23 protein-coding genes are annotated in these 25,914 nt (G+C 54.6%); 10 read left to right on the forward strand and 13 right to left on the reverse strand.

Going from position 1 to position 25,914, the window contains the following annotated elements; all coding sequences use genetic code 11:
* Positions 1-31 precede the first annotated feature (31 nt).
* The gene (locus R6V78_RS04410; RefSeq protein ID WP_410288120.1) at positions 32-964 is read left to right on the forward strand and encodes a universal stress protein; all 933 of its coding nucleotides are present in this window, start codon (positions 32-34) and stop codon (positions 962-964) included.
* 155 nt (positions 965-1,119) lie between these two features.
* The gene (locus R6V78_RS04415) at positions 1,120-2,619 is read left to right on the forward strand and encodes a multiheme c-type cytochrome (protein ID WP_410288121.1); all 1,500 of its coding nucleotides are present in this window, start codon (positions 1,120-1,122) and stop codon (positions 2,617-2,619) included.
* Between the two features lie 48 nt (positions 2,620-2,667).
* On the opposite strand, the gene R6V78_RS04420 is transcribed toward R6V78_RS04415, so the two are convergent.
* Both R6V78_RS04420 and R6V78_RS04425 read right to left on the reverse strand, forming a co-directional pair.
* Complete coding sequence (locus R6V78_RS04420) at positions 2,668-4,038, reverse strand: deoxyribodipyrimidine photo-lyase (RefSeq protein ID WP_410288122.1); 1,371 nt, start codon at positions 4,036-4,038, stop codon at positions 2,668-2,670.
* 141 nt (positions 4,039-4,179) lie between these two features.
* Complete coding sequence (locus R6V78_RS04425; protein WP_410288123.1) at positions 4,180-4,518, reverse strand: RNA recognition motif domain-containing protein; 339 nt, start codon at positions 4,516-4,518, stop codon at positions 4,180-4,182.
* Positions 4,519-4,883: 365 nt separating this feature from the next.
* Here R6V78_RS04425 and R6V78_RS04430 point away from each other — a divergent pair, with 365 nt between their 5' ends.
* From R6V78_RS04430 to R6V78_RS04460, 7 genes are all read left to right on the forward strand, one after another.
* Complete coding sequence (locus R6V78_RS04430; protein ID WP_410288124.1) at positions 4,884-5,084, forward strand: cold-shock protein; 201 nt, start codon at positions 4,884-4,886, stop codon at positions 5,082-5,084.
* Between the two features lie 239 nt (positions 5,085-5,323).
* The gene (locus tag R6V78_RS04435; RefSeq protein ID WP_410288125.1) at positions 5,324-6,610 is read left to right on the forward strand and encodes a DEAD/DEAH box helicase; all 1,287 of its coding nucleotides are present in this window, start codon (positions 5,324-5,326) and stop codon (positions 6,608-6,610) included.
* Between the two features lie 691 nt (positions 6,611-7,301).
* The gene (locus R6V78_RS04440; protein ID WP_410288141.1) at positions 7,302-9,266 is read left to right on the forward strand and encodes a PAS domain S-box protein; all 1,965 of its coding nucleotides are present in this window, start codon (positions 7,302-7,304) and stop codon (positions 9,264-9,266) included.
* Positions 9,267-9,475: 209 nt separating this feature from the next.
* Positions 9,476-9,760 (forward strand): integration host factor subunit alpha, encoded by a 285-nt coding sequence (locus tag R6V78_RS04445; RefSeq protein ID WP_410288126.1) that lies wholly within the window; start codon positions 9,476-9,478, stop codon positions 9,758-9,760.
* Positions 9,757-10,083 carry a PilZ domain-containing protein gene (locus R6V78_RS04450; protein WP_410288127.1) on the forward strand — a complete coding sequence of 109 codons (327 nt, stop codon included), beginning with the start codon at positions 9,757-9,759 and terminating at the stop codon, positions 10,081-10,083. The genes R6V78_RS04445 and R6V78_RS04450 overlap by 4 nt, the downstream gene beginning before the upstream one ends.
* A 165-nt stretch (positions 10,084-10,248) precedes the next feature.
* Positions 10,249-10,863: a DnaJ domain-containing protein gene (locus R6V78_RS04455; protein ID WP_410288128.1), complete on the forward strand. Its 615-nt coding sequence runs from the start codon at positions 10,249-10,251 to the stop codon at positions 10,861-10,863.
* A gap of 214 nt (positions 10,864-11,077) precedes the next feature.
* On the forward strand, positions 11,078-12,097 hold the full coding sequence (locus tag R6V78_RS04460; protein ID WP_410288129.1) for a diguanylate cyclase: 1,020 nt from the start codon (positions 11,078-11,080) through the stop codon (positions 12,095-12,097).
* 27 nt (positions 12,098-12,124) lie between these two features.
* On the opposite strand, the gene R6V78_RS04465 is transcribed toward R6V78_RS04460, so the two are convergent.
* The 10 genes from R6V78_RS04465 to R6V78_RS04510 all read right to left on the reverse strand — a co-directional run bounded on the left by R6V78_RS04465 (position 12,125) and on the right by R6V78_RS04510 (position 21,470).
* Entirely contained in the window at positions 12,125-12,730 is a 606-nt protein-coding gene (locus tag R6V78_RS04465; protein WP_410288130.1) for an FmdE family protein, read from the reverse strand.
* A gap of 85 nt (positions 12,731-12,815) precedes the next feature.
* Complete coding sequence (locus tag R6V78_RS04470) at positions 12,816-13,571, reverse strand: ABC transporter ATP-binding protein (protein WP_410288131.1); 756 nt, start codon at positions 13,569-13,571, stop codon at positions 12,816-12,818.
* Complete coding sequence (locus R6V78_RS04475) at positions 13,571-14,644, reverse strand: FecCD family ABC transporter permease (protein WP_410288132.1); 1,074 nt, start codon at positions 14,642-14,644, stop codon at positions 13,571-13,573. Before R6V78_RS04475 ends, R6V78_RS04470 begins: the two co-directional genes overlap by 1 nt.
* A 7-nt stretch (positions 14,645-14,651) precedes the next feature.
* Positions 14,652-15,803, reverse strand: a complete 1,152-nt coding sequence (locus R6V78_RS04480; protein WP_410288133.1) for an iron ABC transporter substrate-binding protein — start codon at positions 15,801-15,803, stop codon at positions 14,652-14,654.
* Complete coding sequence (locus R6V78_RS04485) at positions 15,800-16,039, reverse strand: DUF4198 domain-containing protein (RefSeq protein ID WP_410288142.1); 240 nt, start codon at positions 16,037-16,039, stop codon at positions 15,800-15,802. The genes R6V78_RS04480 and R6V78_RS04485 overlap by 4 nt, the downstream gene beginning before the upstream one ends.
* Before the next feature lie 9 nt (positions 16,040-16,048).
* Complete coding sequence (locus R6V78_RS04490; RefSeq protein WP_410288134.1) at positions 16,049-18,022, reverse strand: TonB-dependent receptor plug domain-containing protein; 1,974 nt, start codon at positions 18,020-18,022, stop codon at positions 16,049-16,051.
* A 564-nt stretch (positions 18,023-18,586) separates the two neighbouring features.
* Positions 18,587-19,324, reverse strand: a complete 738-nt coding sequence (locus tag R6V78_RS04495; RefSeq protein ID WP_410288135.1) for an energy transducer TonB — start codon at positions 19,322-19,324, stop codon at positions 18,587-18,589.
* Positions 19,324-19,731 carry an ExbD/TolR family protein gene (locus R6V78_RS04500; protein ID WP_410288136.1) on the reverse strand — a complete coding sequence of 136 codons (408 nt, stop codon included), beginning with the start codon at positions 19,729-19,731 and terminating at the stop codon, positions 19,324-19,326. Before R6V78_RS04500 ends, R6V78_RS04495 begins: the two co-directional genes overlap by 1 nt.
* A gap of 3 nt (positions 19,732-19,734) precedes the next feature.
* Positions 19,735-20,349, reverse strand: coding sequence for a MotA/TolQ/ExbB proton channel family protein (locus R6V78_RS04505; protein ID WP_410288137.1), 615 nt, complete (start codon positions 20,347-20,349; stop codon positions 19,735-19,737).
* 14 nt (positions 20,350-20,363) lie between these two features.
* Positions 20,364-21,470 carry a hypothetical protein gene (locus R6V78_RS04510; RefSeq protein WP_410288138.1) on the reverse strand — a complete coding sequence of 369 codons (1,107 nt, stop codon included), beginning with the start codon at positions 21,468-21,470 and terminating at the stop codon, positions 20,364-20,366.
* Between R6V78_RS04510 and R6V78_RS04515 the strand changes: the two genes are divergently transcribed.
* On the forward strand, positions 21,453-22,193 hold the full coding sequence (locus tag R6V78_RS04515) for a hypothetical protein (protein ID WP_410288139.1): 741 nt from the start codon (positions 21,453-21,455) through the stop codon (positions 22,191-22,193). The genes R6V78_RS04510 and R6V78_RS04515 overlap by 18 nt on opposite strands.
* Positions 22,194-22,452: 259 nt before the next feature.
* Here R6V78_RS04515 and R6V78_RS04520 read toward each other — a convergent pair whose 3' ends face one another.
* Positions 22,453-25,461, reverse strand: a complete 3,009-nt coding sequence (locus tag R6V78_RS04520; protein WP_410288140.1) for a PAS domain S-box protein — start codon at positions 25,459-25,461, stop codon at positions 22,453-22,455.
* Between the last annotated feature and the right edge of the window lie 453 nt (positions 25,462-25,914).

Consider the following 25,914-nt stretch of genomic DNA (forward strand, 5'->3'; position numbering starts at 1 on the left):
TTAACGTCAAACAGAAAAAGGAGACCTGAGCATGCAAAAAAAAATCGCCATTGCCGTTGACGCATCCATGCATTCATCACACGCTGTTCAATATGCCGTGCGCATGGCTGCATCTATTCCCGAGCTGCAGGTCGTGCTCATCCACATCCAGCCCACCCTATCCGGCTATCTGTTGGATGAAGCCCGGCAAAGCGTTAAGGCCGAGAAAGAATTGCAACAACTCATCAGGAAAAACCAGGCGGCTGCCGTGGCCCTGCTGGAGGAATACAGGCAGCGGATGGTTGAATCCGGCATGCCTGAGGACCGTATTGAACTCAAAACCCAGCTGAGGCATATCAGCGTCGCCGATGACCTGCTGGCCTGGTGCCAGGTCTCCGCGTACGACGCGCTGATGGTCGGCCGGCGCGGCGTCTCCTATCTGCAAGGGCTTGTCATGGGCAGCGTGACGGAAAACCTGGTGAACCATTCGAATTTGACGCCCATATGGATCATTGATGGAAAAATCGATTCGGAAAAGATCCTCCTGGCGGTGGATGGCTCACCACGCGCCTTGCGGGCTGTGGATTATCTCTCTTTTATGTTGAGTGGTTCGGAAAAAAGCCGCATCCACATGCTGCACATTCAGCCGCGCATGCAGGATTATTGTGAAATCAACGTGCAGCTGGAAGTTTCAGCCCAGGCAGAATCCATCCTTTTGGACAGTGACCGGAAATGCCTGGATGATTTCCATGCCCAGGCGCTGACCGTTTTCAAGCGCAACGGATTCAGCCGGGATCGCATAGACCTGCACATTGTCCCCAACAAACTGGCGGTCGGAAAAGCCATTTTGGACGAGGCGCGCAGAGGCAACTTCGGCACCATCGTCATCGGCAAGCGCGGTGAAAGTAAAAGTATGTTCTTCGGCAGCGTATCGCGCCATGTCATCCAGAAAGCAGCCGATCTGGCGGTGTGGATCGTTCCCTGAGCGGGTTTTTGAGGCAGGTGAGGTAAAGGGTGATCGGTCTTCCCTGTATAATGCGGGCGCCAACGATCCGGTGCCCGGAATCATACTGGCAAATGGCCGTCGCTGCTGTTATAAATCAAATCATCAGTCAGACACCGACCAGATTGGAGGGCCCCATGGGACGATTGTTATCCGCTGTCATGGTCAGCTTGGTTTTGCTAACGGGCGGCACCGCTTTCGGCGATGCCGCCCCCGTGAGCAGCGCCACGCAGGAGTGTCTGGATTGTCACGCCATCTATCATCCGGGCATCGTTGCAGACTGGCAGAAAAGCCGCCACGCCATGACCTCACCGAAAACAGCCATGACCGTCCAGGGCCTGCAGCGACGCATGTCCGGCAGTCAGGTGCCCGACCCGCTTTTGGAAAACAGTGTGGGCTGTGCCGAATGCCATACCCTCAGGGGCGGGGACCATGCAGACACATTTGCGCACAACGGCTACGACATTCATGTGGTGGTCAGCCCGGACGATTGTGCTACCTGTCACCCTGTCGAACGGGCGCAGTACGCCCAAAACATCATGGCCTTGGCCGAGAAGAATCTTTCCGAAAACACACTCTACGCCGATCTGCAGCGAAGCATCCTGGGAACGGCTTCAGTGAAGCCCGACCAGGTTCACTTTGTCCCGGCCAATGACCTGACCCGGGCGGAGGCCTGCTACTTCTGTCACGGCACACGGTTGCGTGTAACTGGCACCGAAACCCGCGACACCGATGCCGGGGAGCTGGAATTCCCCGTGATCGCCGGCTGGCCCAACCAGGGAGTGGGCCGTGTCAATCTGGACGGCAGCCGGGGCGCTTGCTCGGCCTGCCATACACGCCACCGGTTTTCCATCGAAATGGCCCGCAAACCATACACCTGCAAAGCGTGTCACGTGGGCCCGGATGTACCTGCGTTCAAGGTCTATTCTGCCAGCAAGCATGGCAATATCTTTTCTTCCATGCAAAGCGGTTGGGATTTCAACACGGTCCCGTGGGTCATCGGTGAGGATATTCAGGCACCTACTTGTGCGACCTGTCACATCAGCCTGACGGTGAACACGGACGGGGAGGTTATCAATCCGCGGACGCATCAGATGAGCGATCGCCTGGGATGGCGCATCTTCGGGCTGATCTACGCCCATCCCCAGCCCAAATCACCGGATACCACCCCTATTCGCAACAAGGCCGGATTGCCCCTGCCCACCGATCTGGACGGCAGCTTAGCCGTTGATTACCTGATTTCGGCAGACGAGGCCGCCGCCCGGCGAACCACCATGCAGCGCACCTGCCTGGCATGTCATGACGCCTCGTGGGTTAACGGTCATTTTGAACGCCTGGATAATACCATCGTCACGTCCAATCAGGCGGTGCTGACGGCCACCGGGCTGATCACGTCCGTCTGGGAAAAAGGCTACGCACAGGGTCTGGCCGGCGGCGGGAGCATTTTTGATGAATACATTGAACGTTGCTGGAGCGATGTCTGGCTGCTTTACGCCAACAACATCCGGTTTGCTTCAGCCATGGCCGGCGGCGGGGATTACGGTGTTTTTGAGGATGGCCGCTATCACCTGACCAAAAGCATCCTGGAAATGCACGCTTGGCAGCAGACCCGCGACTTGATCATGAAAAACCCGTGACAGCCGGTGCATGCCTTTCGACTGCAGGCCGCACCGATGTCAACGGGATCAAGTGCGGCTGAGCGCCGCAACCTTATCGGCGTAGGCGCGGATATCGCATTTGCGTTCGAGACCGGATGCCGCCATGTAGCGCACCTTGCCGAAAATGTCCCGTTCGAACCATGCCCGGTCGTGCAGACCGAACACCCAGCCTACACCGGCAAAGGAGTTGGGGTCGCGGCCGTCCAGAAAATATCGGTTGTTCAGCGCAAGGGCCGTTGCATACGCCTCTTGCGGCGTCGATGACCACTCGATGAGCTTCTTGCCCCAGTACATGCGCATGTAGCTGTGCATGAAACCGGTGTGGCGCATTTCCGCCATGGCGGCATTCCAGTAAGGATCGTGGGTCTTGGCTCCTTCCAGGGTTTGCCGATCGTAAAGGGTTTCGCGCCGGTCTGCGCCATGTACAGCCAGCGTTTTTTGCGCCCAGGCGGGCAGGCAGCCGTAGCTGTCATAGTCCGGTGTGTAGAACACGAAATTGAGTGCCAGTTCCCGGCGTACGATCAGCTCTTCCAGGTAGGCGGCGCGATCCGCCGGGCTGCCCTGGGAGGCATGGTCGATCTGCAAGGCCAGGAATACCGGTGAAATCTGTCCGAAATGCAGGTAGGGGCTCATGTGAGATGTGTCGCCGGTCTGGGGCTGGTTGCGATGAACCGCATATCGGTGCAGGTGGCTGGTGATGAACCGGCGCACTCTTTTTTTGGCTTCTACAGGCCCGCCCCTGAAAAATTGGGTAACAGCGGGCACACTTCGGTCAATGTCGAGCCCATCCAGAATCGTGTCGATGGCGCCCAGATCCAGACCTTGCGGTACGATTTCGAGGGATGAATGTTTGGGCCGATAGCAAGGGCAGGGCACGAGGAATGGTTTCAGGTGGCTGTGAATTTTGGGGCGCAGGGTTCGGGCCGCGTACTCGGCTTTGGGGGAAACAACCCCAACCGGTACCACCGCATCGCCCTCCACGGCCACGCTGCGGCAAGGGGCTGTCCGGGAGAGCGCCTGGCGCCAGGCGCGTTGATGGCGGGTGTAGCCCACATCGCAGACCAGCATCGCACACCGGCCCGTCAGCGGGCCGATCACCGTGACGGGATCGCCCTTTTGCACCACCATGCCGATGCCCCGATCGGCCAACTGGCGCTGGGTTTCCACCAGACCTTCCAGCATAAACCGGTAATGGCGCAGGTTGGCCTCGGGATAGCCGTCAGTCAACGCAAATGCTACCAGTACGGGCAGGTCAAGCCGGTTGGCCTGGACGATGGCAAACTCCAACGCCGGATTGTCCTGGGCCCGCTGGGACTGCTGCATCCAGTAGAGTACCCAGGCTCCCTTTTTAATGGCATTCCGGTTGAGCATGCTGATGCGTTCCGGTTGTATGCCCATTGATCCAGATTCTCTGCGCACGAGGATGTAAAACCCCGGATTGAAAGAGTGATCGATCCGGGGTGTTTTTCTTCTTGTCGCACGGCGATCTGACCGGCAGTGAGCCGTGGGGTGCCTTGAAACAACCAGGGAAAAACGAGATTAATAGCGCCGCCCGCCGCCACCCGAGCCGCCGCCGCGCCTTCCTCTGTCACCCTGGCCGCCGCCACCGGGCCTTCCTCCGCCACGGCCACCCTCGGGCTTGGGACGGGCTTCATTGACGTTCATGGCCCGGCCTTTGAGCTCTTTGCCGTTCATCGCTTCGATTGCCTTGCGGGCCTCCTCGCCGTCAGGCATCTCCACAAAACCGAATCCTTTGGGCCGTCCGGTATCGCGGTCTTTGATGATGTTGACCGCGTCAACCCTGCCAAAGGCTTCGAAAGCTGACCGTACATCAGCCTCCGTGACGTCGAACGACAAATTTCCTACGTAGATGTTCATTTAAATCTCCTTAGATGGAAGTTGATAGCCACGCACCTATCCGGTCTGGCAGTGAAAATGCATGGCGATACAGAGTTAACCTGATGATTTTGTAACTAATCAATACCACCATGGTTTCACCCATCATAACACTATCCGCGGCTAAAGCAAGCGTTTGGTGATGCAGGCACCCGCAGACATATATTTTTTTATTTCAACAATTCGCTTGCTTTCGCCTCAGATTGCTTTAATATGGGTGCATTCAACATGGCTCCCGGCATCAGTGAATCCGAGGGGCGATTTTGTCTGCAGGAAAATTCAGTACTCCAATGAAGCATCCTCCAGATTTAAGATTTTGAATAATTTAAAGAAAGGAGGGTGTTATCATGGCCAATGGAATTGTAAAATGGTTTAACGACCAAAAAGGTTTCGGTTTCATCGAGCAGGAAAGCGGACCAGATGTGTTTGTTCATCATTCAGCCATCAACGCAACCGGTTTTAAAAGCCTGAGCGAAGGTGACCGCGTGACCTTTGACATCGAGCAGGGCCCGAAAGGTCCTTCCGCCGTCAACGTTACCAGAAGCTAACCTTCTGTCCCACTGTTGAAAGGGAGCATCCGTGCCGTATGGGCGTGGATGCTCCCCGACACCCCTACCGCGACACTCCCAGGATTCAAACCAAGATACAATCAACCCCGGAATTGTTCCGCGGGTTAACCGTATATGTTATGCACGGCAGTATTCCCAGACAGGTGTGTGGGAAGCCGCATGGCGTCAACGCTCAACCGAGATCGAGGATGTCGATCTCCAGCAAGGAACGTATTCACTTGACTTTTAAATCTTTTTTGTTGAATCCCGCGGTTGCCGAAGGTGCAGCGCAAGCGGGTTATGTCACCCCCACCCCCATTCAGACGCAGGCCATTCCCGAGGTGATGAGGGGACGGGACGTAATGGGCCTGGCCCAGACCGGTACGGGTAAAACAGCCGCGTTTGTACTGCCCATTCTCAACCGGCTGATGAATGGCCCGCGCGGCCGCGTCGGTGCGTTGATTGTCGCCCCCACCCGCGAACTGGCCGAACAGATCCATGGCGCCATTAAGCTTCTGGGAAGTCAGACCCGCCTGCGCAGCGCCGTGGTATATGGCGGTGTGGGGATCAATCCCCAGATTCAGGCCCTCAAACGCGCGGATATTGTGGTGGGGTGTCCCGGTCGGTTGCTGGATCATCTCAGCCGACGGACCGTCGATCTTTCCCGGCTGGATGTGCTGGTGCTGGACGAAGCCGACCAGATGTTCGATATGGGTTTTTTGCCGGACATTCGTCGCATTCTGTCTCACGTTCCCCAAAAAAACCGCCAGACCCTGCTCTTTTCGGCGACCATGCCCAACGATATCCGTTGCCTGGCAAATGATATCCTGCACAAGCCGGTGACCGTCCAGATCGGAGCCACCGCCCCCGCCGAGACCGTCAGCCATGCCCTCTTTCCGGTCGCGCAGCATTTGAAAACGGCCCTGCTGATCAAGCTGCTGGGCCACACACGCACCGGTTCGGTCCTGGTTTTTACCCGCACCAAGTTCCGTGCCAAGAGTCTGGGTGAAAAATTGGCCCGAGCCGGCTACCGTTCGACCTCACTGCAGGGCAACCTGTCACAAGGGCGACGTCAGGCTGCGATGGACGGATTCCGTTCCGGAGAATTTCAAATCCTGGTGGCCACCGATATTGCTGCCCGCGGCATTGATGTTTCCAATGTGTCCCATGTCATCAATTACGATATTCCCGCCACTCCCGAAGCGTATATCCACCGCATCGGGCGCACGGGGCGGGCCGAGTGCAGCGGTCAGGCGTTCACCCTGATTACCAAGGATGATTCGCTGATGGTGAAGGCCATCAACAGGGCTATCGGCAATTGTGTCGAGCAGCGCACCCTGACGGATTTCAATTACGAAACGCCGTTGATATCACCGGGGAAAAAAGAGGTCACGGGCACCAATCGGACACAACCGACAGATAAGCGCAAGCTGTCCACACCCAAAAGCAATCGGCGGGTCAACAAGGGGGCCTTTGCCTGGCTTTCACCTCAGACCAAGCGTGCCGGAGGACGCAGCAGGGCGTAGGCAGGGTCAACCGGAAATGCTCGATTTGGGTTCAGGCCCGGGTCGAAAGATGCCATTTGTGCATGGGCACGCCATTGATGCCTGGTATTAGATGCGTTACTGATTGCTGTAAACAAGAGGGCTTAGCGGCTGGATCCGCTGAGCCCTTTTTTTACTAAGGCATCCCAGTGGCCCTCAATTCTCAAGCCGGATCAACGGGCGGGGGGTTAAAGGAAAGGAGGGCAGGCCCGGACACAGGCCTGCCCAGGGAGGAGGGTAGATGAATCGCTTCATTGTACCCGTTGGATCATGCCGGACCCGATTGCCCAGCTGGGATCCACGCTAAAGCTAAGACCTGTCGAGCCGTTATGCAATTGCAAGCATGGGGCCTCTTGCAAAATAGGTTGACAGCAGTCCCTTAAGCCGGACACAATTTGCCTTAGCCGCGCCCCTGAGGGAACCGGTTACCCATTAACCGATTTTTTGATAAAATCCCAATGGAAGTGGCCAGACGGCCCAACTCGAAACGTCCTTTTTTCGGGAGAAGACGATGACAGATAACACAAAAAGGCAGCTGCTGCGAAAACAGGCTGAGTTGAAAACGAATCAAGTCAAACATGCAGGAACCGGAAAATCGTTTTTTCCCCAGGACCATCAAACAGAACAAATTTTGGATGCCCTGGCAGAACACGTTGTCTATCATGACATGGATATGAAGGTGCTGTGGGCCAATCGAGCCGCATGTCAATCGGTGATGCTGGAACTCGGGCAAGTGGTAGGCCGCCACTGCTATGAGATTTGGTCCAACCGCTCGGTTCCATGTGATGATTGCCCGGTGAAGCTGTCGCGCCAAACCGGTCTGCCCCAATCGGTGGAAAAGACAACGCCGGATGGGCGGTCCTGGCATATCGGTGCTTCGCCAGTGAGGGATGCCAAAGGAAATATTGTCGCCATGGTTGAGCTGACCATGGATATCAGCGAACGCGTACAAATGGAAATGGCGCTTAGAAAGATCCAGGATGAACAAGAGCAGCGCATAGAGGCGCGTACTGCCGATTTGATGAGCGTAAACAAAAAACTGAATACGGATATCACCAGACGCAGACAGGCTGAAGGACAGTTGCGGGAGAGCGAAGAGCGGTTCCGCAAGGTTTTCGAAAATGCAGTGATGGGCATTGCCATCAAAGATTGGAAAGGGCGCCTGCTGCAATGCAACCCGGCTTACTGCAATCTGCTGGGTTACACCGACGAGGAATTGCACCGGATGGCGTTCGACTCCCTGATCCATCCGCAGGACCGGGAGGCCTACTTGGCTGAAATTCATCGTTTGCAATCCGGTGAATTTACGTTTTTCGATATAAAAAATAGGTACGTACGTAAAGATGGCAGGCCGGTATGGGTTCACAAGTTCGTTTCCATTTTGCGTGCTGCAATGGACCAACCGGCCAACTTGATGATCCTGGTCAACGACATCACCGATCAAATCCAGGCCAAAGATCAGCTCAGCAGGCTCAATGATACCCTGGTTGAACGAACCCATCTGGCCGAGCAGCGCGCCGTTTACATTCAGCAGCTGGCCATGGAGCTTTCCAAAGCGGAAGACCGCGAACGCCAGCGACTTGCCAGCGTCCTGCACGACGATCTGCAGCAAATGCTCGCCTATCTGAAAATCAAACTTACTTCGCCGCAGGCCCGTGCCGATCGTGCTGAAAACATATCCCGAACATCCCTTCTCATTGACCAATGCATCGATCGCTGCCGGAATCTCGCCCATGAGTTGAAGCCCTTTGGTCCCCGACGAAATGATTTTCTGGGCGCGCTTAAATCGACCTGTAGGCAAATGTACGAAATGTACGGCTTGGCGGTTGCTTTGCGGGTCTCTACTGACCCTGGCGTCGAATCGCCGGTGCTCTCATCACTTTTGATCCGCTCGATCAGAGAACTGTTATTCAACGTTACCAAACATTCAGGTGCAAAAGGTGCTTCCATCGATTTGCGGGTTGACGGAAACCAGATGCTGGTAACCATCAAAGATGAGGGAAGCGGGTGCGATATGGAGACGCTTAGAGAAAAAAGGGAGAACAACGCCGCTTTTGGTTTGTTCGACATCGAGGATCGCGTCAGTTTCTTAGGCGGCAGCATGCACATCGAAAGTGAGCCGGGTGAGGGATTTTGCGTCACCTTGTGGGTGCCCAGAGAGTTGTCCTGCCCTTCTGACAGGAAGCCGCCGCCTGCAGATGCCAACCGGGCAGGCGCATTCAAAACGGTGGTGCAGCCGCTTGAACCGGTGGATCCGGGCGCAGGCCGATCGATCAGCGTGCTGCTTGCCGATGATCATCCAATCATGCGCGAGGGTCTGGCAGAGCTGATCAATGGACACGCAGGCATGGCTGTCGTTGGATTGGCTGCCAATGGCCAGGAGGCTGTCGATCTGGCCGCAAAGCTGAGGCCCGATGTCGTGCTGATGGATGTGAGCATGCCGTTGATGAACGGCATTGAAGCTGCCCGGCAGATCAGCCTGCTATTGCCGGGGATACGCATCATTGGACTCACGATGCACAAGGATCCCGACATCCGGCAAGCGATGCGCAATGCCGGCGCATGTGCATGTCTGTCCAAAGCGGATGATCTTAAAAAACTGATTGAGACCCTATCTCAAGCGTACAATAAGTTTTGACGGCCTTTTAAAAAGCCCGACATCCGTGTCACGCGTCAGGTTACCAGCGGAGTCGCATGGGCTGCCGGCTCAATCACCACCCAACCGATTTCAACACGCACTTCAATTATCCAGACACATCAACCAACCCCTTGACAAGAATACCAATCTTTGCGAACTTGAACATATCCAACGCATCATTGCCACCTTAAAAAACGGAGATCACACCCATGCCCCTGACAAAGAAAGACCTGGTCGATCAGGTCCAGACCGAACTCGGATTTCTCCGCAACCAATCCGTCGAGATTATTGAATCCCTGCTTGAACTGATCAAGTCCACCCTGGCGTCTGGCAACGACGTCCTGGTTTCCGGCTTTGGCAAGTTCTGTGTCAAGGAAAAGAAGGCGCGTAAAGGTCGCAATCCAGCCACGGGCGAGGATGCAATCCTGCCTGCGAGGCGCGTGGTGACGTTCAAGTGCTCCGGAAAATTGCGCGATAAGGTGAATGGGGGATGAGTCCCAAATCGAAACGACCCCAGCGTTCACGGCGGACTTCCTATATCATTGCGCAGTACACCGTCAAAGAGGGAACTCACCGGGATGTGATCAAGAACATTGGTGCTGGCGGCCTGTATATCCGAACAACCAGGAAGATTTCCGAAGGGCAATCGATCCAACTCGAATTCCCGTTGTTTCGATTCGACAACACGGTTGTGGTGTCTGGAAAGGTGGTTCGCACCGATTCCGATGGGTTCGCCGTGGCCTTTGATGAACCGCTCGATGCGTTGGAATCCAAAAATGGTCGACTTCCGGAGATCGTCCATGAAATCAATCGGTAAGCCTAAACGAATATCGGTTCATTTTCCTCGACACAGAAACCCCATCATTGTGAGTTCATCAAGGGTTTTGTCAGTCAGCGCCTTACTGTTGGCGGCAGGCGGTTTGGTACCGGTGCTGTTGTCAGGTTATTTGGCTGGCAAGCTCGGGCAAAAACTTTCCGGAACATGGCACCGCAGGTTGGTGTTGGTCTTTCCGCTGATAATGGGTTTGATTCTGTTGACGCGGATCATGGGATAGAAGCGCCCCATATTTCCCACGGCTTCCAACCAGGCATCCAATGGGTTGTTTTGATCCTCTTGGATAGGACGCTTGCCGAACTATCGAAAGACCGTATGAATATGCCTAAGATCCTTTGGCTTGTAATCGGAGTGCTGCTTTATATTATTTTTCCACGCGATTTAATACCGGATTTTTTGGTCGGGTGGGGTTGGCTCGATGATCTGTTTGTGGTGTATATGCTCTGGCGTTATTACCGCCGCCAGTCGCAATTGCGCCGGCCCGGAAACCGCTCCGACCAGCCCCGGGGTCCGGCTGGCGATCGACAATCCCGCGCCTCCGATTCAGACGGCCGAGACCACCAAAATCCCTACACGGTCCTGGGCATCACCCCAGGTGCTTCCAGTGAGGAAATCAAAGCTGCCTACCGTCGGCTCGCATCCAAATATCATCCTGACAAAGTACAGCATCTGGGGGATGAATTTCAAAAAATAGCCGAAGCGCGCTTTAAAGAAATTCAACAGGCCTATGCAGAACTCATTTCAGGTAAGACGCCGTTATGAAAATTATCGAGGCGACCCTTGTCACCACGCCTCGCATTGGGATGCGTCAACCGTTATTTATATTGATTGTTTTTGACTGTTCCTTTAAAAGAGAACGATTCACAGACAACCTGAAACAAGCGTCAGCCCGTTGCATTCCATTCGCACGGACATGTTCACTGAATCGCACTCCAAAAACGCGCGGCCGATTCCATTACAGAAAGAAGACCGTATTATGCATTATGATGACAGTGTTGATAGTTCGCGGCAGTATCTGCGTCTTGCTCTGGAAATGATCGGCAAAAATGGACTTCCCACAGACCCGTTGAATTACTGCATCTGGTATGAATATGCGTCTGGAAAAAACGGGAAGCTTAACGCGGCCATAGACAATCATCTGCAAAGCAACCTCAGTTTCTCCGAAGAGATCAGCCGTCAGCTTTTCAATCAGTATGTCGCTGCTGAATCGGAAACGGTAAGCGCGCTGGTAAGCGAAGAGCTGAAAAAGGTTTTTGCTGAAATCATCGACGCCATCAAAACCACGAATCAGCATTTTTCCAAGTCCGAAACCAATCTGGAGACCATCAATGAATCGATTGTGCCCAGTTTGTCTGAATCGGATCTGGAACGCATCGTCGGACAAATCAAACGTGAAATTAAAACCCTGGAATCCTCCGGTGGCTCCTTCAAAGAACAACTCGAACAGGCGACCCGTGAAATTGATCACTTGAAAACCAAGTTGGTCCGTTATCGCCATGAAGCGCTCAAGGACCCCTTGACCCAGATTAACAATCGCCGGGGGTTTGAGAAAACGTTGAAAGACACCATCGGCAAAGCCAGAACCAATGGTACTTCCCTTTGCCTGATAATTGCCGACATCGATTACTTCAAGAAAATCAACGACACCCACGGCCATCTGGTTGGAGACAACGTGCTGCGAATGGTCGCCGCCACCATCAAGGAATCCATAAAGGGAAGGGACTTGGCAGCGCGGGTCGGTGGTGAAGAGTTTGCCATCCTGTTGCCAGACACGCCCTTTGCCGGGGCAATGAAACTGGCCGAGGATATACGCGTCTCCTTTGAACGGCTGGACCTGAAGAAAAAAAACACTGGAGAGAGCCTGGGGAAAATCACCCTCTCTTTTGGCGTGGCCAACTACAAAAAAGATGAAGTTGCCGAAGATTTTGTAAACCGGGCAGATGAAGCCCTGTACCAGTCCAAAAATACAGGCAGAAATAAAGTGACCGGTGTTTAACCGATGAATCTCCAACCTTCCTGACCATCATGAAGCCAGGCAGCCCCGGCACACCATCGTCCCATCCACCGATTCCAGCTTGGAGGCCATGACCGGTTCCCCGCACCGACTGCAGGGCTGTGAGGGTTCGATACGGGCTTTGCCGGGCATGCCGGTTGTGACCGGCGTCATGGAAAACAAAGCGTCGGCCGGGGTATTCAGCACCGCTTCGGTCCGCTGCATGCCGAGGATTTGCAGTTCAGCCTGCTCCGCCTCCGTAATGCTGCCGTCACGCGTCTTCTTGAACAGTTCGATCTGGCGCTCGCTGGCCCGGAACGTGTCGGGTCGCATGACCAGCCGCACCCCCTGGCCGGTTCGGCGGTTGAAGAAGGTGAAACCCATCTTGCCGTAATCCTTGTAGAGCAGGTTGCCCTTGCCGAAGGTGCAGCCGGTGAGCACCTGGATGGCATCCACGCAGCAGGCGTCCGTCTCCACGACGGTGACCAACTCCTCGTCCAACGCCCGCATCTCTTTCAGCCACGCCAACCCGGCCGTTGCCGCCACATAGCCGATGGCCAGACCGCCGCACACATGGCCGTGAAAGGCCTTGCAGCGTTTGAAATCCTCACTTTGTAAAATATGCTGGGCATTCATTGGCATCCTCCATGATGGTGTGTATCATCTGTTCTATGCGAAGGGGAACAATTGTTTAAATTTTTTGCAGCAAGCAGGCGCTTTCTTAATCTTTGGGAATAAAGACTACCCGCCCATTATGCGGCACAATATCCACTTCAACGCCGTAAACGGCAGCTACCATATCTTCGTTGACCTGGTCCTGCCGGACGTTGGCAAAGACTCTGCCTTCTTTAAGAAACAGGAATCGATCCGCAAATCGGAAAGCCAAGTTTAAATCGTGCATGGTCATTACGGCGGCAATTTGGTGCTCTTTAACAACCCGGCTGATGGTATGCAGGATGTCGAGTTGATTTTTCAAGTCCAGGCTGCTCGTCGGTTCGTCAAGCAGCAACACCTTGGGTTCTTGGACCAATGCCCTGGCAATGCAGACTTTTTGTAATTCTCCGCCGCTCAACTCGTCGATATGGCGCAAAGCCAAATTTTCAAGGCCCAGTTGGTGCAGTGCCCCTGCCACTTTGGCCAAGTCTTCCTTACCCACTTTCCATCGCAAATGGGGTTTGCGTCCCAGCAACACCGCGTCAAAGGTTGTCATCCGTCCGGCATCATTGCGCTGGGGCACATAGCCTAAATGCTTGGCGATCTCTCCTGTGCGCATGCGAAAAACATCGGCGTCTGCAACTTGAACAAAACCTGCCCAGGGTTTGATCATGGCGTTGATACAGCGCAGCAATGTCGTTTTACCGGCACCGTTGGGGCCCAGTATGGCCAGCATTTGCCCCTGCCCCAATTCGAACCTCAGGTCACACAACACCACCCGGCCGTTTTTATATCCGACGCTGATATCTTGAACCGTAAGCATCAGCGCTTCCTTTCCTTAATGAGAAGGTAGAGGAAGGTGGGTGCCCCCAGAAAAGCAGTGAGTATGGAAACGGGCAGCACATGTGGTGCCATCATGATGCGGGCTACCGTGTCCGAGGCCAGCAACAGAACTGCCCCGGTCAGACAGGCGCCGGGCATTACGAAGCGATGATCGTCGCCGATGACCCGGCGCACGATATGCGGGCAAATCAACCCGACAAAGCCGATGACGCCCAGAAAAGAAACAATGAAGGCCGTAATCAGCGAGGCCGCTATCATTCCCAGCATGCGGACCCGCTCCACCCGAACCCCCAAGCTTTTAGCAGTTTCATCGCCGGCGTCGATGGCGTTGTAGTTCCACCGGTTGATCACGAAAAACACCACCCCAACAACGACAACCACAGCCATAAAGCCGACTTCTTTCCATCCGGCGCGGCCGACGTCTCCGAAGGTCCAGAATACCATGGCTGCCAGTTGAACATCATCGGCAAAATACTGCAGAAACATGGTTCCGGCTGAAAAAAGCGAACCGAGTGCAACGCCGCTTAGCACCATTACTTCGGGGGTGGCGCCACGGATGCGGGCGATGGCGATGATGATCAAGGATGTGACCATGCAGGCGAAAAAGGCTGACACGGTGGTCAGGTATGGATTGGCAATGGTTACGGCACCCACCTGTGTGGATTGCATGGCGCCCGTTCCCATCAGCATGACGGCAAAGGCAGCACCGAAGGCGCCCGCCTGGCTGAGCCCCAGTGTGAAAGGGGACCCCAGAGGATTTCGCAAAATGGACTGCATGGCTGCACCGGCGGCGGAAAGTCCCGCGCCGGCCAAAAGCGCGGCAAGGGCGTGGGGCAGGCGGATATCGTATATGATGGTTTGAAAACGGGCATCGGCGTCCATGCCGGATAAGACCCGCATCACCGCTTGCATCGGCACGCGCACCGCTCCCAGGGAAACCGCCAGAATGAACAAAACGGCGGCGGCAAAGCCAAGCCCGGCTAAGAAATAAACCTTTCGGCTGACATACGTATTATATTCCGCTGGAATCCGGCCGTGGTTCAAATGCGACATGACGTTATCACTCGATTCGTATGCGACTGAAGGTCAGCCCCTCAAACTGTGTGCTCAGGGTTTCAAACGCCGGGCCGCCGTTCAACAAGACCGATATTTCTTCAGCCTTGGCCATGGTCGCCACATCCGCAAAATGATCGGGATACAGGACTTTTCCCACGTAGTAGGCGTTGGCAAAAATTGCTTCGAAATTCTGGTTATAGGAGTTGTATGGAAAAAGGCCATAGACGTCTCCCTTGCGTACGGCGGAAAGACCCTGATAAGCAGGATCGGTGCGCAACTGGTCCAGTGCATTGGCGCCCGCCCCCAACCGCAATGTAGAAATATCCAGAAAAATTACCGCCGGGTCCCAGAAAATGATTTGTTCCTTGGCTACCGTAGCGTGGGAAAGCGGCTTCTCTCCTTGGGATGGCGCTGCCATGTTTTTGGCATGCGTAAATACAAATGGTGCAAAAGAAGGCTCCGTGGACTGAAACCCGTGAGGTCCGCTCTGACCCAACCCGCCGATATAACAAGAAGGTCGTCTGTCCTGCGGGATATCCCGTGTCCGCCGCCTCAGATCCTGCTCCAGCGCATCGAACAATGCAATCACCTCTTCGGCACGCCTGGTTTCCCCCATTGTATCCGCCATGAGGTGCAATGCCCGGTTCAGTTGTTTGCGTCCGTATGTGAGGTTGCCGTACTCCAGAACGATCACGGGAATGCCGGTTTTTGCCTGCAGATGGTCGGGATCCTGGCCGCGTCCCGCAAAGGTCTTGAAAATCACCTGGGGCTGGGGCTGCAAGCCTGCAATCAACTCCGGGTTGTCATGGCCCCTGAATTCTCCGAAGAGCGGGTAGGTCTTAAACTGCGGGTTGGCGATAGCGTAAGGGCGCGCATCAATGGGAGATCCCCTCAGTTCGATACTATCCACCGCAACAATGCGGTCGTGGGCCCTGAGATAGGTCAGCAGCCGCAGGCAACCGGCCCCGGAACAGATGACCCGGTCCACCTTGTGGGGGATGGTCACCGTACGCCCGGCCATATCGGTGATCCGCCTTTCTACAAAAGACAAGGCCGTGTCTGGGCAAAGCATGGAAAGCACCGTCAAAATCAGGGCCGCTCCCAGTACCGGCCGGTATTTACACCGTCTTAGCGCCGATAAATAAATTCTCCTCATGCTGTTTTCTCGCATACTTGTTTTTGCAGCGACACGTCAGTAATCCCTTTAGCGTCGGTTTTCCCCAATACTTTTTCTTTCCCTGCCCCAAGCTGGCATCCGGCAAGTGGCGTTCCGTCAAAAAGTACTTGTACGGCAAGCGTGCCACCCGGTGCCAGGTCTTTCGGATTTTTAAGGGCGACGATCTCGAATTTCAACCCCAGGGGGCGAGTCCATTCTATGCGATGATCGAATATCGATGCTTCTCAAAACTCAAACTTCACGCCCCCGGCAACGATCACACCCGGTGCAATCGTGTCGCCGGCGGAAGGGGAGCGGAAAATGGGATATTCTTCGTCAAATATATTCTCAGCATTAAGATACGCTGTGAGCCGTTCGAAAAACCTGCGCGAGACAGAGGCATCCACGGTGAAATATCCGCTTTCCTTCAAGGTATTCTCGTTGTCGAAGTAAATATCGGCGTAATAATTGGCAATCAAGGAGATATTGACGATTTTCGGATTGTTGTAGCGGAATCCGAAATGGACATTGTGGCGAGGGTCGTTGGACAGGTAGTTGCCCTCCAGATCGGCGTTCTCCTCATCCTCTGTGACCTCTGAAATGTTGTAGGTGTAGTTCGCAAAAAGGGTGAGGCCAGGCCGGGCATACCACTCCAGTTCCGTTTCAACCCCGTAGATGTCTACTTCGCTGATGTTGTCCAGCTGATACTCATACCGGGTTCTGCCCCCGGCGAAAGTGCCGGTGCCGGTGAGACGGTCCCCGATGTAATCGGTGGCAAAAGACTGGTAGAAGGTCACTCTGCCCCACAGGCTGTCGGTCAGGAAACGTTCAACCCCCACATCATAGGACCATATTTCCTCAGGCTCCAGATCCGGGTTGGCTTCGCGATAATAGGTGCCGCCACCACGGACGTGGACTTTGTAAAGTTCAAACAGACTGGGCGCCCGGAAACCCTTCCCGCCCGAGGCCCGGAGCGTGGTTTTATCATCCGGATGCCAGGCAATGCCCAGCTTGGGAGAGAAGCTGCCCTCCGTGTTGGAATCGTAGGTATTGCTGTAAGCCGGCTTTCCCGCGCTTGCGACCGTGTCCCAGTTGGCGCTGTCCGAAGTTTCAATCCAATCGTAGCGCGCCCCGGCGCATACAATCAGGCTGTCATCCAGGAAACGCAAATCCAGATTGGCAAAGGGCGAAATAAACTGCTGCTTACCCTTGGCGCCTGCGTCTCGGGTGCTTCCGGGGTAGTCTTCGTCATACTCGAATAGGGCTTCCTTGAACGACGCGCCGACGGTTATCTGTGCAGGGTCCCAATTCAAGAGCGTTCCCTGAAGATCAGCGCCCCAGGTTTGGGTCCCCTTGAATTTTTCGTCTCTGAAGGGGGAGGTGTAATTGTTGTTGGCCGTATCCTGGAAGGCTGTCTTGTCGGAGCGGTTGAGATAAACCAGGCCCTTCATTCCAAAAGAATCGGCTGTGTGAGAATAATTCAGCCAGTACTGGTTCAGTTGCAGATCGTTGTGAAAGAATTCCCGGCCCTGTCCCATATCATGGTCGTAGTAGAGAGCCGCAAGGGAGATATCGGATGATGACGTCAGATCATAAGTCGCCTTGCCGAGGACTTTACCGACCTCCCGATAACGTTTGATTTCATAAGCTTTCGGGTCTTCCACCATATAAAACCCGTCGCTCTCTTCGTACCCGCCGGCGACCATGAAGCCAAAATCTCTGATTTTCTGGCTGTGGAATCCGTATCCGGCGTACGCGTCAGCCGTTCCTGCTTCGCCGCGAACCGAGGTTTTCCTCTCGGCCGTCGGTTTTTTGGTGATAATGTGGATCACGCCGCCCAGGCCCTCGGAGCCGTAAAGCGCCGAGGTCGGTCCCCGTACGATTTCAATGCGCTCGATGGTTTCCTTTTGGATATGCCCCCAACCCACCCAGGCGATGGCGTTGTTGAAATTGTCGTTCTGCGGTACCCCGTCCACCAATATCAGAACTCTATTGCTGCCCACGCCGCGCATTTTTAACGGACTGACGATCCCATTGGTCTGGAGTCCGTAATGCCGAAAATTATACATACCCGGCACGCTGCGGACGATGTCCTCCATGCGTTCGAATGGCGATGCCATGAGTTCTTCGCTGGAGATGACCGTCACACTTTGCGGGGCATCGAACACCGGAATCTCGGTCCGGGTGGCCGAAACCACCACCGCATCCAGACGATGCACACACTTTGGCGTTTCCTGCGCCGGCAGCAATAAAGGGCGTCCAAGAACCGCAAACGCCAATACAATACCGATCCATTTCAACCGCTCCATTGTATTCTCTCCCTAACCAACCTTTTAAATGACGTTTCATGCGTTGACTGAAAGGAGCAGCCGTTATATCCTGCAACTGAAGCCGTTCTTTTCTGCAAACGCTTCACCTGGAGGGCGGCGGAAAACCCTGGCCGGTACATGCCGCCCTCCACTTTAACCCGCTTGGGTCCTGCTTCACATCGGGCCTGTGCTTTAGATCATCCCTTTCCCAAAACAAGCGCGGCCGCGAAGACGCATCCCACTTTTGGGCGCATGGACCTACGCGGCCTCGTTTTATCGCAACACAATTTTGCCGCCATCTAATCGTCTTGGCCTCAATTTACCGTGAACCGCGACAGCGAGCGCATTCCTCGCCGCTTGCGGTGGGGTTAGCGAGCGAACGGGGAATCGATCTCCATCCTCACGGTGCTGCGCAGCACCGCCGTTACAGGCGGAACCCTCCCCGCGGCTTGCCGCGGTGAGGGTTCAATTATTTTACATCAACTCGAAAACAATGCTAATCTCCAAAGGTATCGGTCCGCTGAACAGGTGCCGTGGCGGCCTTGGAAAAGGCCCGGCGGCCTTTACCGCTGCCAGGGCGGCCTCATCCAACATCCGATGCGCAGAGGGCTCCACAAGGGCCACATCAGTCGCCGATCCGTCAGCTGAAATGACAAACCGCACCACCGCCCGCCCTTGAATCTGGCGCCTTCGCGCCGCGGACGGGTACCGCTTATGGTTTTCGATCATCATCCGCACCATGCCGAAGTAATCCGCCGATGAACCGTAAGCTGATGATGACGCCGCGGATGCGGTCTCGGTGCTTCCACCCATGCTGGACGGCTGCCAGTCAAGAGCGGCGGGTGTCGAAGCATTTGGTGTTTCCGGCACTGTAATTGGTTCAACAACGGACGGTCTCGCGGCCAGCGACCGTGGCGTGGCAGGCGGCGTCGCGGGCTTCACCACAGGAATGGGGCACAGCGGCTTGAAGGCCTGGGCCGCCAATTGCGGCTTGGTTTTTTGCCGCTGCGGCGGTAGGGGAATGTCTCTTCCGGAAGGCTTTTCTTCCGATCTCATTTCCAGTTCGATGTAGCTTACGGGTTCCCTTTTGTTCAATCCCGCCATATGTCCTAACGCCCATGCGTGAACGCCGATTGAAAGAAGCACCAACCCACGTAAAAGCCAATTCGGGTTTTTCGTGTAACCGATGGTTTGTGCTTCAGCCTTACCCATCATAGACCCTTTTTTGTTGCCAGACACAGTCGGCCGGCACCCGCAGCCTTGGCCACGTCCATTATGGCAACCACCTGGTCGAGCACCACCGTGCGATCCGCCTTGATAACCACCAATCGGTCCTGCGCGGCGCCGATTTTCTCCTGCACCCGCCTGAACAACGCGTTCAGGGCCACCTCCCGGTTTTCCAAAAACGCCCGACCGCGGGCGTCGACAACTATCGTGATTTCTTCTTGTGTCTGCGGCTTGGACGCCTCCGCCTGAGGCAGTTTAATGTCGATGCCCTCATCCACCATAAAATTGGTGGTGAGAAGAAAATAGACCAGCAGAAAAAACACGATATCGATCAGGGACGTCAGCGGCGCTTGAACAGCGTAACGGGGTCTTTTCCTCCGGTGCACCAGCATGCCTTAATTCCTCCGAAGGCCGCCAAGCGTTTTGACGAACCGCACGGTTCCTGCCTGCAGCCGCGCCTCGTAGCGGTCAACCTGGCCGATCAGATAGCTGTGGGCCACCATGGTCGGTAACGCCACGGCCAACCCCAGGGCGGTCGTCAGCATGGCTTCCCAAATGCCGCCTGCCAGAACGGCCGCGTTGACCTTGCCACCCATTTGTTGGATGACCATGAACGCCTTGATCATGCCGATCACCGTCCCCAAAAGCCCCAGCAAGGGGGCGATGTTGGCGATGGTGGCCAGGGCCTGCAAATAGCGGGAAAGATCCCTCACTTCCTCTTCGATGGCGTGCACCAAAACCGTTTCCAAGGTTTCCCGGTCCTGCCCCATCACATCCATCGCCTGGGCGAGGATACGTCCCATCGGTGACTGGCTGTCGGTGGCCGCCCGCACGGCGCTTTGCGCATCGTTTTCCGCCAGGTGCCGGGCGACCCGCTCGTCCACCTTTAGACCCCGCTTGCGCAATACCGCAAAGCGAATGAACCGTTCGACAAATATGGCCAGCGCCAGAACAGAAGAAAACAAAATAGGAACAACCAACACGCCGCCTTTGGCGAACAAATCCTGCATTAAAATTCTCCCTGTTAATACCGTCTTTCGATATCGGCCGTGCCGTCGAAGTCAAGGTCTTCGCTTTGGCAGACCACCACCTGCGCAGCATCGTAAGTCTCCCACAGGTCTGGCTTGCCGTCCTTGTTGCGATCCTCCTCAACCTTTTTGACGCGACCGTTTTCATAGTGATACCAGATATCCGTCAACCCATCCCCGTCGCTGTCCTTTTCAGCGGCAACCGCGTTTTCTTCAGCGTCATAGCGCCAGGTAAGAAGCGCGCCCGTTCCGTCTTCCGCCTCCCTGGACATGACAATCTTACCGGCCTGATCGAACTTCTCGAAGGTCACCAGACGCCCTGTGGCGGTATCAAAGACCTCTTTTTTTCTGAGAACCTCCCCGGAATAAGACAAACGCTGCCCACGCCGGCCCGCTGTGTCGACAAGGTCCGTTACCTTGGTCCATTCCGCGGTATCAAACGCCGTAAGCGTTTCAAAGTGCCCATCGCCGTCATTGTCCATTATTAAGCGAATCTGCCGGCCGCCGTCATACTCCGACTTGGCGTCCACCTTGCCGTCGTGGTTCCGATCCTGCTGTGTACGACTGAGAGCGCCTCGGCGGTAATATTGCCAAGAGTCGATTCGGCCATCCCGGTTGGTGTCGCTAAGGGCGCTGTCGACCGTACCCTGTTGGTTGTAGGTGATGGTCTGTTCCGGCCGGCCGTCTCGATTCTCGTCGATGGTTTGCTTTACGGGTTTGCCGTTCTGAAACCGCGTGAAAACCATCCGGCCGTTGTCTGTTTGTTCCACACTGCAAAGTTCACCTTCCTTGAATCGCGTGGTTTTGACCGGTTCGTTTGGATTCGCCGCAAATTCCCGGACGCAAAGCGGGCGGCCCCGATCATCGTAAGCGGTGAATCGGTCCATTCGTCCGTCATGGTTTGAATCTTCTTCTTTGGATATGGGCTTACCCTTCGACATTCGAACCTGGAGATCGAATGCGCCGTCTCCATTGGTGTCCCGTTGTTCCAAAACCGCTTGCCCCTCAACGAACTCGGTCACGATGTCCGGTTTTGTGCGGCCGTTGTCGACACACTCCTGTCGGCAGAGCTCGCCGTTTTTATAATGACGGAAAGTCTCCATGCGCCCATCCTCATCCAGGTCATGGCAGCTTTCGATAGATCGACCCTGTTCGTCAAACCGGATTGTTTGGTCAATTTGGCCGTCGCCGTTCAAATCCGCCGTCTGCTCATATGGTTTTCCATTCCGAAATCGTTGCCAGACATTCACCCGCCCGTCGCCTGTTGTATCGCGCGTAACAAGCCGAGGCTGACCCGCCTCGTATTGATAAACGGTATCCATGCGACCATCGCCGGTTGTATCCCGCCGCCATTCCAATGGACGCTGTTCACCGTCAAATGTCAGAATGCCGACAATTTCGCCATGCTCATCCAAACTGTGACGGGTCGTTGTTTTTCCGTTTGCCAGCAGGTCCCTTTCATCAATACGGCCATCGGCATCCGTGTCGCGCTCAATCCTTTCGACAGCCTCACGCTTGTAATATTGAAAGGTGTCCATTTTCAGATCGCCGTTGGTGTCCGCCTCGAGTTTAACGACGTCCCCGGATGGAGCCAAATGCGCGATCCGATCCGTTTTGCCGTCGTTATCCGAATCCTCTTTTATGATCCGGCCGCCGGCTATGGCCGATGTCGGGTAAAAAACACCCCCAATCAGCAGATACACGCAGAAAACGAGCATGGGAGAATGCCAATTCGTATACCGCAAGGACCCGGAAAATATAGCCAACAAATGCTCCTCCCAAAACGGCCTAAAAAAAAAGCCACGAAAACCGGGCGATTATTGTAAGCCCTGACCTTCGTGGCCTGATCAAAAAATAAATTGATTTACCAAACCTGTGGCGCCTTCTTGGCGCCGAATTTAAGGGTTTCTAACTCCATGCTGATCAAAATGTCAATGAAAATCAAATCCGTTCTTTGGCCGGTGGTTTTCTGAGATTGAGAAAATGACTGAAGGTTTTAAAGTAAAATCGAAGAGCCACAACCGGATTGCCAAACATGACCACTGCATTGGATTGGGTAAACGAAGTTTTCGATGAACCCGATGGCTAAGATGGATTTGATTCATCCAATACCAACCTTACTTTTCCAGCCAATGCGTCGATAGAAAACGGCTTTTGAATGAAATTGACATCGTTTTCGAGAACCCCCCGATGCATGATAACATCAGCCGTGTACCCGGACATGAACAACACCTTGATTTTTGGTTTCAAAGGAACCATGCGTGCCCTCAGCTCCTTGCCGTTCATTTCTGGCATCACCACGTCTGTGAGTAAAAGGTGGATTTCTCCTTGATGGCCTTGGACGATTTCCAGCGCTTGGGATGGGGCGCGGGCTGCTAAAACTGTGTAGCCATAACGTTCAAGCACGCTTTTGATCAGCGTCAAAATAGATTCTTCATCTTCCACCACAAGCACAGTCTCCGTTCCTCCGGCAATATTTACGTCGAAAGCTTTTTCTTTTACCTCCAGCGTTCTGATTACCTTGGGGAGATATACCCTCAAGGCGGTTCCGAGACCCGGTTCGCTGTACACATTGATGAAGCCATCGTTTTGTTTTACGATTCCATAGACCGTTGCAAGGCCAAGCCCGGTTCCCTGACCCACTTTCTTGGTTGTGAAAAACGGTTCGAAGGCATTTTCGAGGGTTTGCTTGTCCATGCCGCAGCCCTCATCGCTGACCGCCAGCATAACATATTCCCCGGGTTTGAACCCGGCGTGAACCGCGCAATAATCCTGATCCAACACAAGGTTTTTTGTTTCAATGGTAATGGTCCCCACCCCTGCTATCGCGTCCCGTGCATTCACGCACAGGTTGGCCAATATCTGCTCAACCTGGGTCGGGTCTATCTTAACTGCCCAAAGATTCGTGGCCGGGTGCCAAACCAGCTCGATATCTTCTCCAATCAAGCGGCGGAGCATTTTGAGCGCGTCCTCAACAACGTTGTTCAGCTCCAGCACCTTTGGGGAGATGGTCTGTTTTCGTGCGAACGTCAGCAGTTGTTTGGTTAAATCCGCCGATCGTTGGGCTGCCCTTTGAATCTCCTGCAGCTCTGGCCGTCGAGGGTCATCCGGTCTCATCTCTAATAACATCAACTCTGTTCGGCCCAGTATGGCCCCCAACATGTTGTTAAAATCATGGGCGATACCACCAGCCAAAGTGCCGATGGCCTCCATCTTTTGGGCCTGGTGGAGTCCTTTCTCCAAGCGCATTAATTCTGTTATGTCCGTTGCTATCTGGATTCTTGCCAAGCGTCCATCTATCCACTCGATTGCACGGTCGTAGTTCATGTACCAGTTGCCCGTGACCGGGTTTTTCCCCTTCCAGGCAACGACGCCAGTGGGTTTGCCGCTAGCGTCGACCAGGCGATCATTGGTGCAGTTCGGGCAGGGGGCCGATTCTCTCCGGAAAACCTGCCAGCAGATCTTTCCGGTCAAGTCGGCTCCGAAGGTTTCGACCATGTGCTTGTTCATGAAAAGAATTTCATGGGTTCTCATGTCGGCCACGTAGATCGTGGCGTCGATGCTGTCTAAGACCGTGAGGAAGCGCTGGTGGGATGTTCGCAGGGCCTCTTCGCTGCGCACCCGGTCGGTAATATCGGTGTAGACCGCCACGACCCCCTTCAGTTCACCTTCGATCATGATGGGAGATCCTGCCGCGATGACGTGAAGGGGGGTGCCGTCCTTGTGGTAGCGGATGGTTTCGAAGGACTCAACGCGAAGGCCGGACAAAACCTGGGTGGTTTTGGAGCTGGCTTCAGCGTGATGCTGGTGTCGTGCCACCAGGTCGTCGAGTGGGGTACCGATTGCCTCCTCGGGCGTGTATCCGAACATTTTGGCTGCACCGGGGTTCCAGTCGATCACCCGGTGGCGTTCATCGAGGGTGACGATGGCATCGGGCGCGTGGTAGAGCACCAGCTCGAGAAATTGCCGGCGCTTGCGGATCTCGTCCTGGGCTTTCCTGATCTCCGTTATGTCGCGGACAAACTCGACGACGTTGGCAACAGAGCCTTCGGCATCGAAGATGGGAAATGCGCGCACGTCGTGGGTGCGGCCGTCGGCGGAGTTGACTATTTCACTTTCGACAAGCGTTCCATTGACAAAGACGGGGGCGGCGCTGCCGTCTTGGGGATAGCTTCTGTTGTTGGTCATCAGCAGACGGCCGTTGGCGTCCCAGATCGTAATTCCCATCGGGAGGTTGTCGAAGAGGCTGTTGAGCAGATCGTGTTGCCTGCGCAGGGTTTCGTAGGCTTGGATTTCTTCGGTGATGTCGTGGGCGACGGCGTAGGTCACCCCTCTTTCGGGCGCTGGCTGGGACACCCAGTTAAGAAATCGGTATTCACCGCTCTTGGTGCGATAGCGGTTTTTAAAATTGATGACTTTTTCGCCCTTCTGCAGGTTTTCCACCAGCGTTTTGCGGGTGGTTTCAAGGTCCTCGGGATGGATGAAATCGGTGAACGGCACCCCAAGGAGTTCGGCCTCGCTGTAGCCGAGCGTGGCCGTAAAAGCCGGATTGACCTTGAGGAAGGTGGCGTTATTGATGTCGGCGATGCAAATCATGTCAATGGACATGGAAAACAGGGCTTGTTGCTCCAACTGTGCCCGACGGATGTCGCTGATGTCCACAAACCCACCCACTATGCCTGCGACCGCTCCGTTCTCGTCGCGGAAAACATCTTTGTAGTAGATGACGGGCCGGGTCCTGCCCTGCTTGTCCTTCACCTCGAATTCGTAGACCTGCGGTCGTTGGTGTTCCAGAAGCTCCAGATCCTTTTGATGATAGGTCCTGGATAGATCATTCGGCCACAGATCCTGGACGGTTTTTCCATGTATCTGTTTGGCTGTAACGCCCATGATCTCAGTAAAGGCTGCGTTGCAGCCCCGATATCGGCCGTTGGTGTCCTTGTAAAAGATCGGCGTCGGTAGAGACGTCAAAAGCGATTCCGTAAAGTTCAGGCTTCGCTTGAGCTCGGCTTGTACCTGAGCAAAACGGCGAGTTTGGGCCTCAAGTGCTACAACCCGTTTCTCCAGCTCTTCATAGGTGGGTTTCGGGGGCATGGATGTTAACAGAGTATCCGAATCAAAATGAAGTCACAATTGTTTTCATTATTAATTATTCCATGGATGGGCAACAATATATCAGTTTGATAGGAAAATACAAGTTGTTGGGGTGCGCTATGGGGGCATTCAGCTTGTTATCCGTCTTTGAGCGGTTCCGCCTGGAGTGGGTGCCCAATGTGCTGATCAGATCTGCAAACAGGAACCGAAATCAAGGTTCTTTGTTCTATCTTTACTGAGCTTTATTAATGCTTAAGTTTCCAATATGGAAATCAAAGGCGAGAAATAGAAATGTTTGATTTTAAGGCCGTTTGATTATTTTTGAGAGCTTATATTGGGAGGTATCGTCCATGCAAATAAACAAGCGGTCATTTGTTGAAAGAAGAACCGGCAAGGATAGGCGACACTTTTTTTCAATTAAAGGGCTGTTTTTTAAGAAGCAAGATCGACGCA

The sequence above is a fragment of the Desulfosarcina sp. genome (assembly GCF_046496365.1).
Taxonomy (GTDB): Bacteria; Desulfobacterota; Desulfobacteria; order Desulfobacterales; family Desulfosarcinaceae; genus Desulfosarcina.

What these genes read in the sequence shown, in the direction of transcription:
- R6V78_RS04510 (WP_410288138.1), bottom strand. Translation starts at nt 21,470, where the DNA reads ATGGAGACTTTCCGTCATTATAAAAACGGCGAGCTCTGCCGACAGGAG.
- R6V78_RS04520 (WP_410288140.1), bottom strand. Translation starts at nt 25,461, where the DNA reads ATGCCCCCGAAACCCACCTATGAAGAGCTGGAGAAACGGGTTGTAGCA.
- R6V78_RS04445 (WP_410288126.1), top strand. Translation starts at nt 9,476, where the DNA reads ATGCCCCTGACAAAGAAAGACCTGGTCGATCAGGTCCAGACCGAACTC.
- R6V78_RS04425 (WP_410288123.1), bottom strand. Translation starts at nt 4,518, where the DNA reads ATGAACATCTACGTAGGAAATTTGTCGTTCGACGTCACGGAGGCTGAT.
- R6V78_RS04450 (WP_410288127.1), top strand. Translation starts at nt 9,757, where the DNA reads ATGAGTCCCAAATCGAAACGACCCCAGCGTTCACGGCGGACTTCCTAT.
- R6V78_RS04430 (WP_410288124.1), top strand. Translation starts at nt 4,884, where the DNA reads ATGGCCAATGGAATTGTAAAATGGTTTAACGACCAAAAAGGTTTCGGT.
- R6V78_RS04475 (WP_410288132.1), bottom strand. Translation starts at nt 14,644, where the DNA reads ATGTCGCATTTGAACCACGGCCGGATTCCAGCGGAATATAATACGTAT.
- R6V78_RS04420 (WP_410288122.1), bottom strand. Translation starts at nt 4,038, where the DNA reads ATGGGCATACAACCGGAACGCATCAGCATGCTCAACCGGAATGCCATT.
- R6V78_RS04410 (WP_410288120.1), top strand. Translation starts at nt 32, where the DNA reads ATGCAAAAAAAAATCGCCATTGCCGTTGACGCATCCATGCATTCATCA.
- R6V78_RS04460 (WP_410288129.1), top strand. Translation starts at nt 11,078, where the DNA reads ATGCATTATGATGACAGTGTTGATAGTTCGCGGCAGTATCTGCGTCTT.
- R6V78_RS04495 (WP_410288135.1), bottom strand. Translation starts at nt 19,324, where the DNA reads ATGGGTAAGGCTGAAGCACAAACCATCGGTTACACGAAAAACCCGAAT.
- R6V78_RS04500 (WP_410288136.1), bottom strand. Translation starts at nt 19,731, where the DNA reads ATGCTGGTGCACCGGAGGAAAAGACCCCGTTACGCTGTTCAAGCGCCG.
- R6V78_RS04515 (WP_410288139.1), top strand. Translation starts at nt 21,453, where the DNA reads ATGACGGAAAGTCTCCATGCGCCCATCCTCATCCAGGTCATGGCAGCT.
- R6V78_RS04415 (WP_410288121.1), top strand. Translation starts at nt 1,120, where the DNA reads ATGGGACGATTGTTATCCGCTGTCATGGTCAGCTTGGTTTTGCTAACG.
- R6V78_RS04470 (WP_410288131.1), bottom strand. Translation starts at nt 13,571, where the DNA reads ATGCTTACGGTTCAAGATATCAGCGTCGGATATAAAAACGGCCGGGTG.
- R6V78_RS04465 (WP_410288130.1), bottom strand. Translation starts at nt 12,730, where the DNA reads ATGAATGCCCAGCATATTTTACAAAGTGAGGATTTCAAACGCTGCAAG.
- R6V78_RS04480 (WP_410288133.1), bottom strand. Translation starts at nt 15,803, where the DNA reads ATGAGGAGAATTTATTTATCGGCGCTAAGACGGTGTAAATACCGGCCG.
- R6V78_RS04505 (WP_410288137.1), bottom strand. Translation starts at nt 20,349, where the DNA reads ATGCAGGATTTGTTCGCCAAAGGCGGCGTGTTGGTTGTTCCTATTTTG.
- R6V78_RS04455 (WP_410288128.1), top strand. Translation starts at nt 10,249, where the DNA reads ATGGCACCGCAGGTTGGTGTTGGTCTTTCCGCTGATAATGGGTTTGAT.
- R6V78_RS04440 (WP_410288141.1), top strand. Translation starts at nt 7,302, where the DNA reads ATGAAGGTGCTGTGGGCCAATCGAGCCGCATGTCAATCGGTGATGCTG.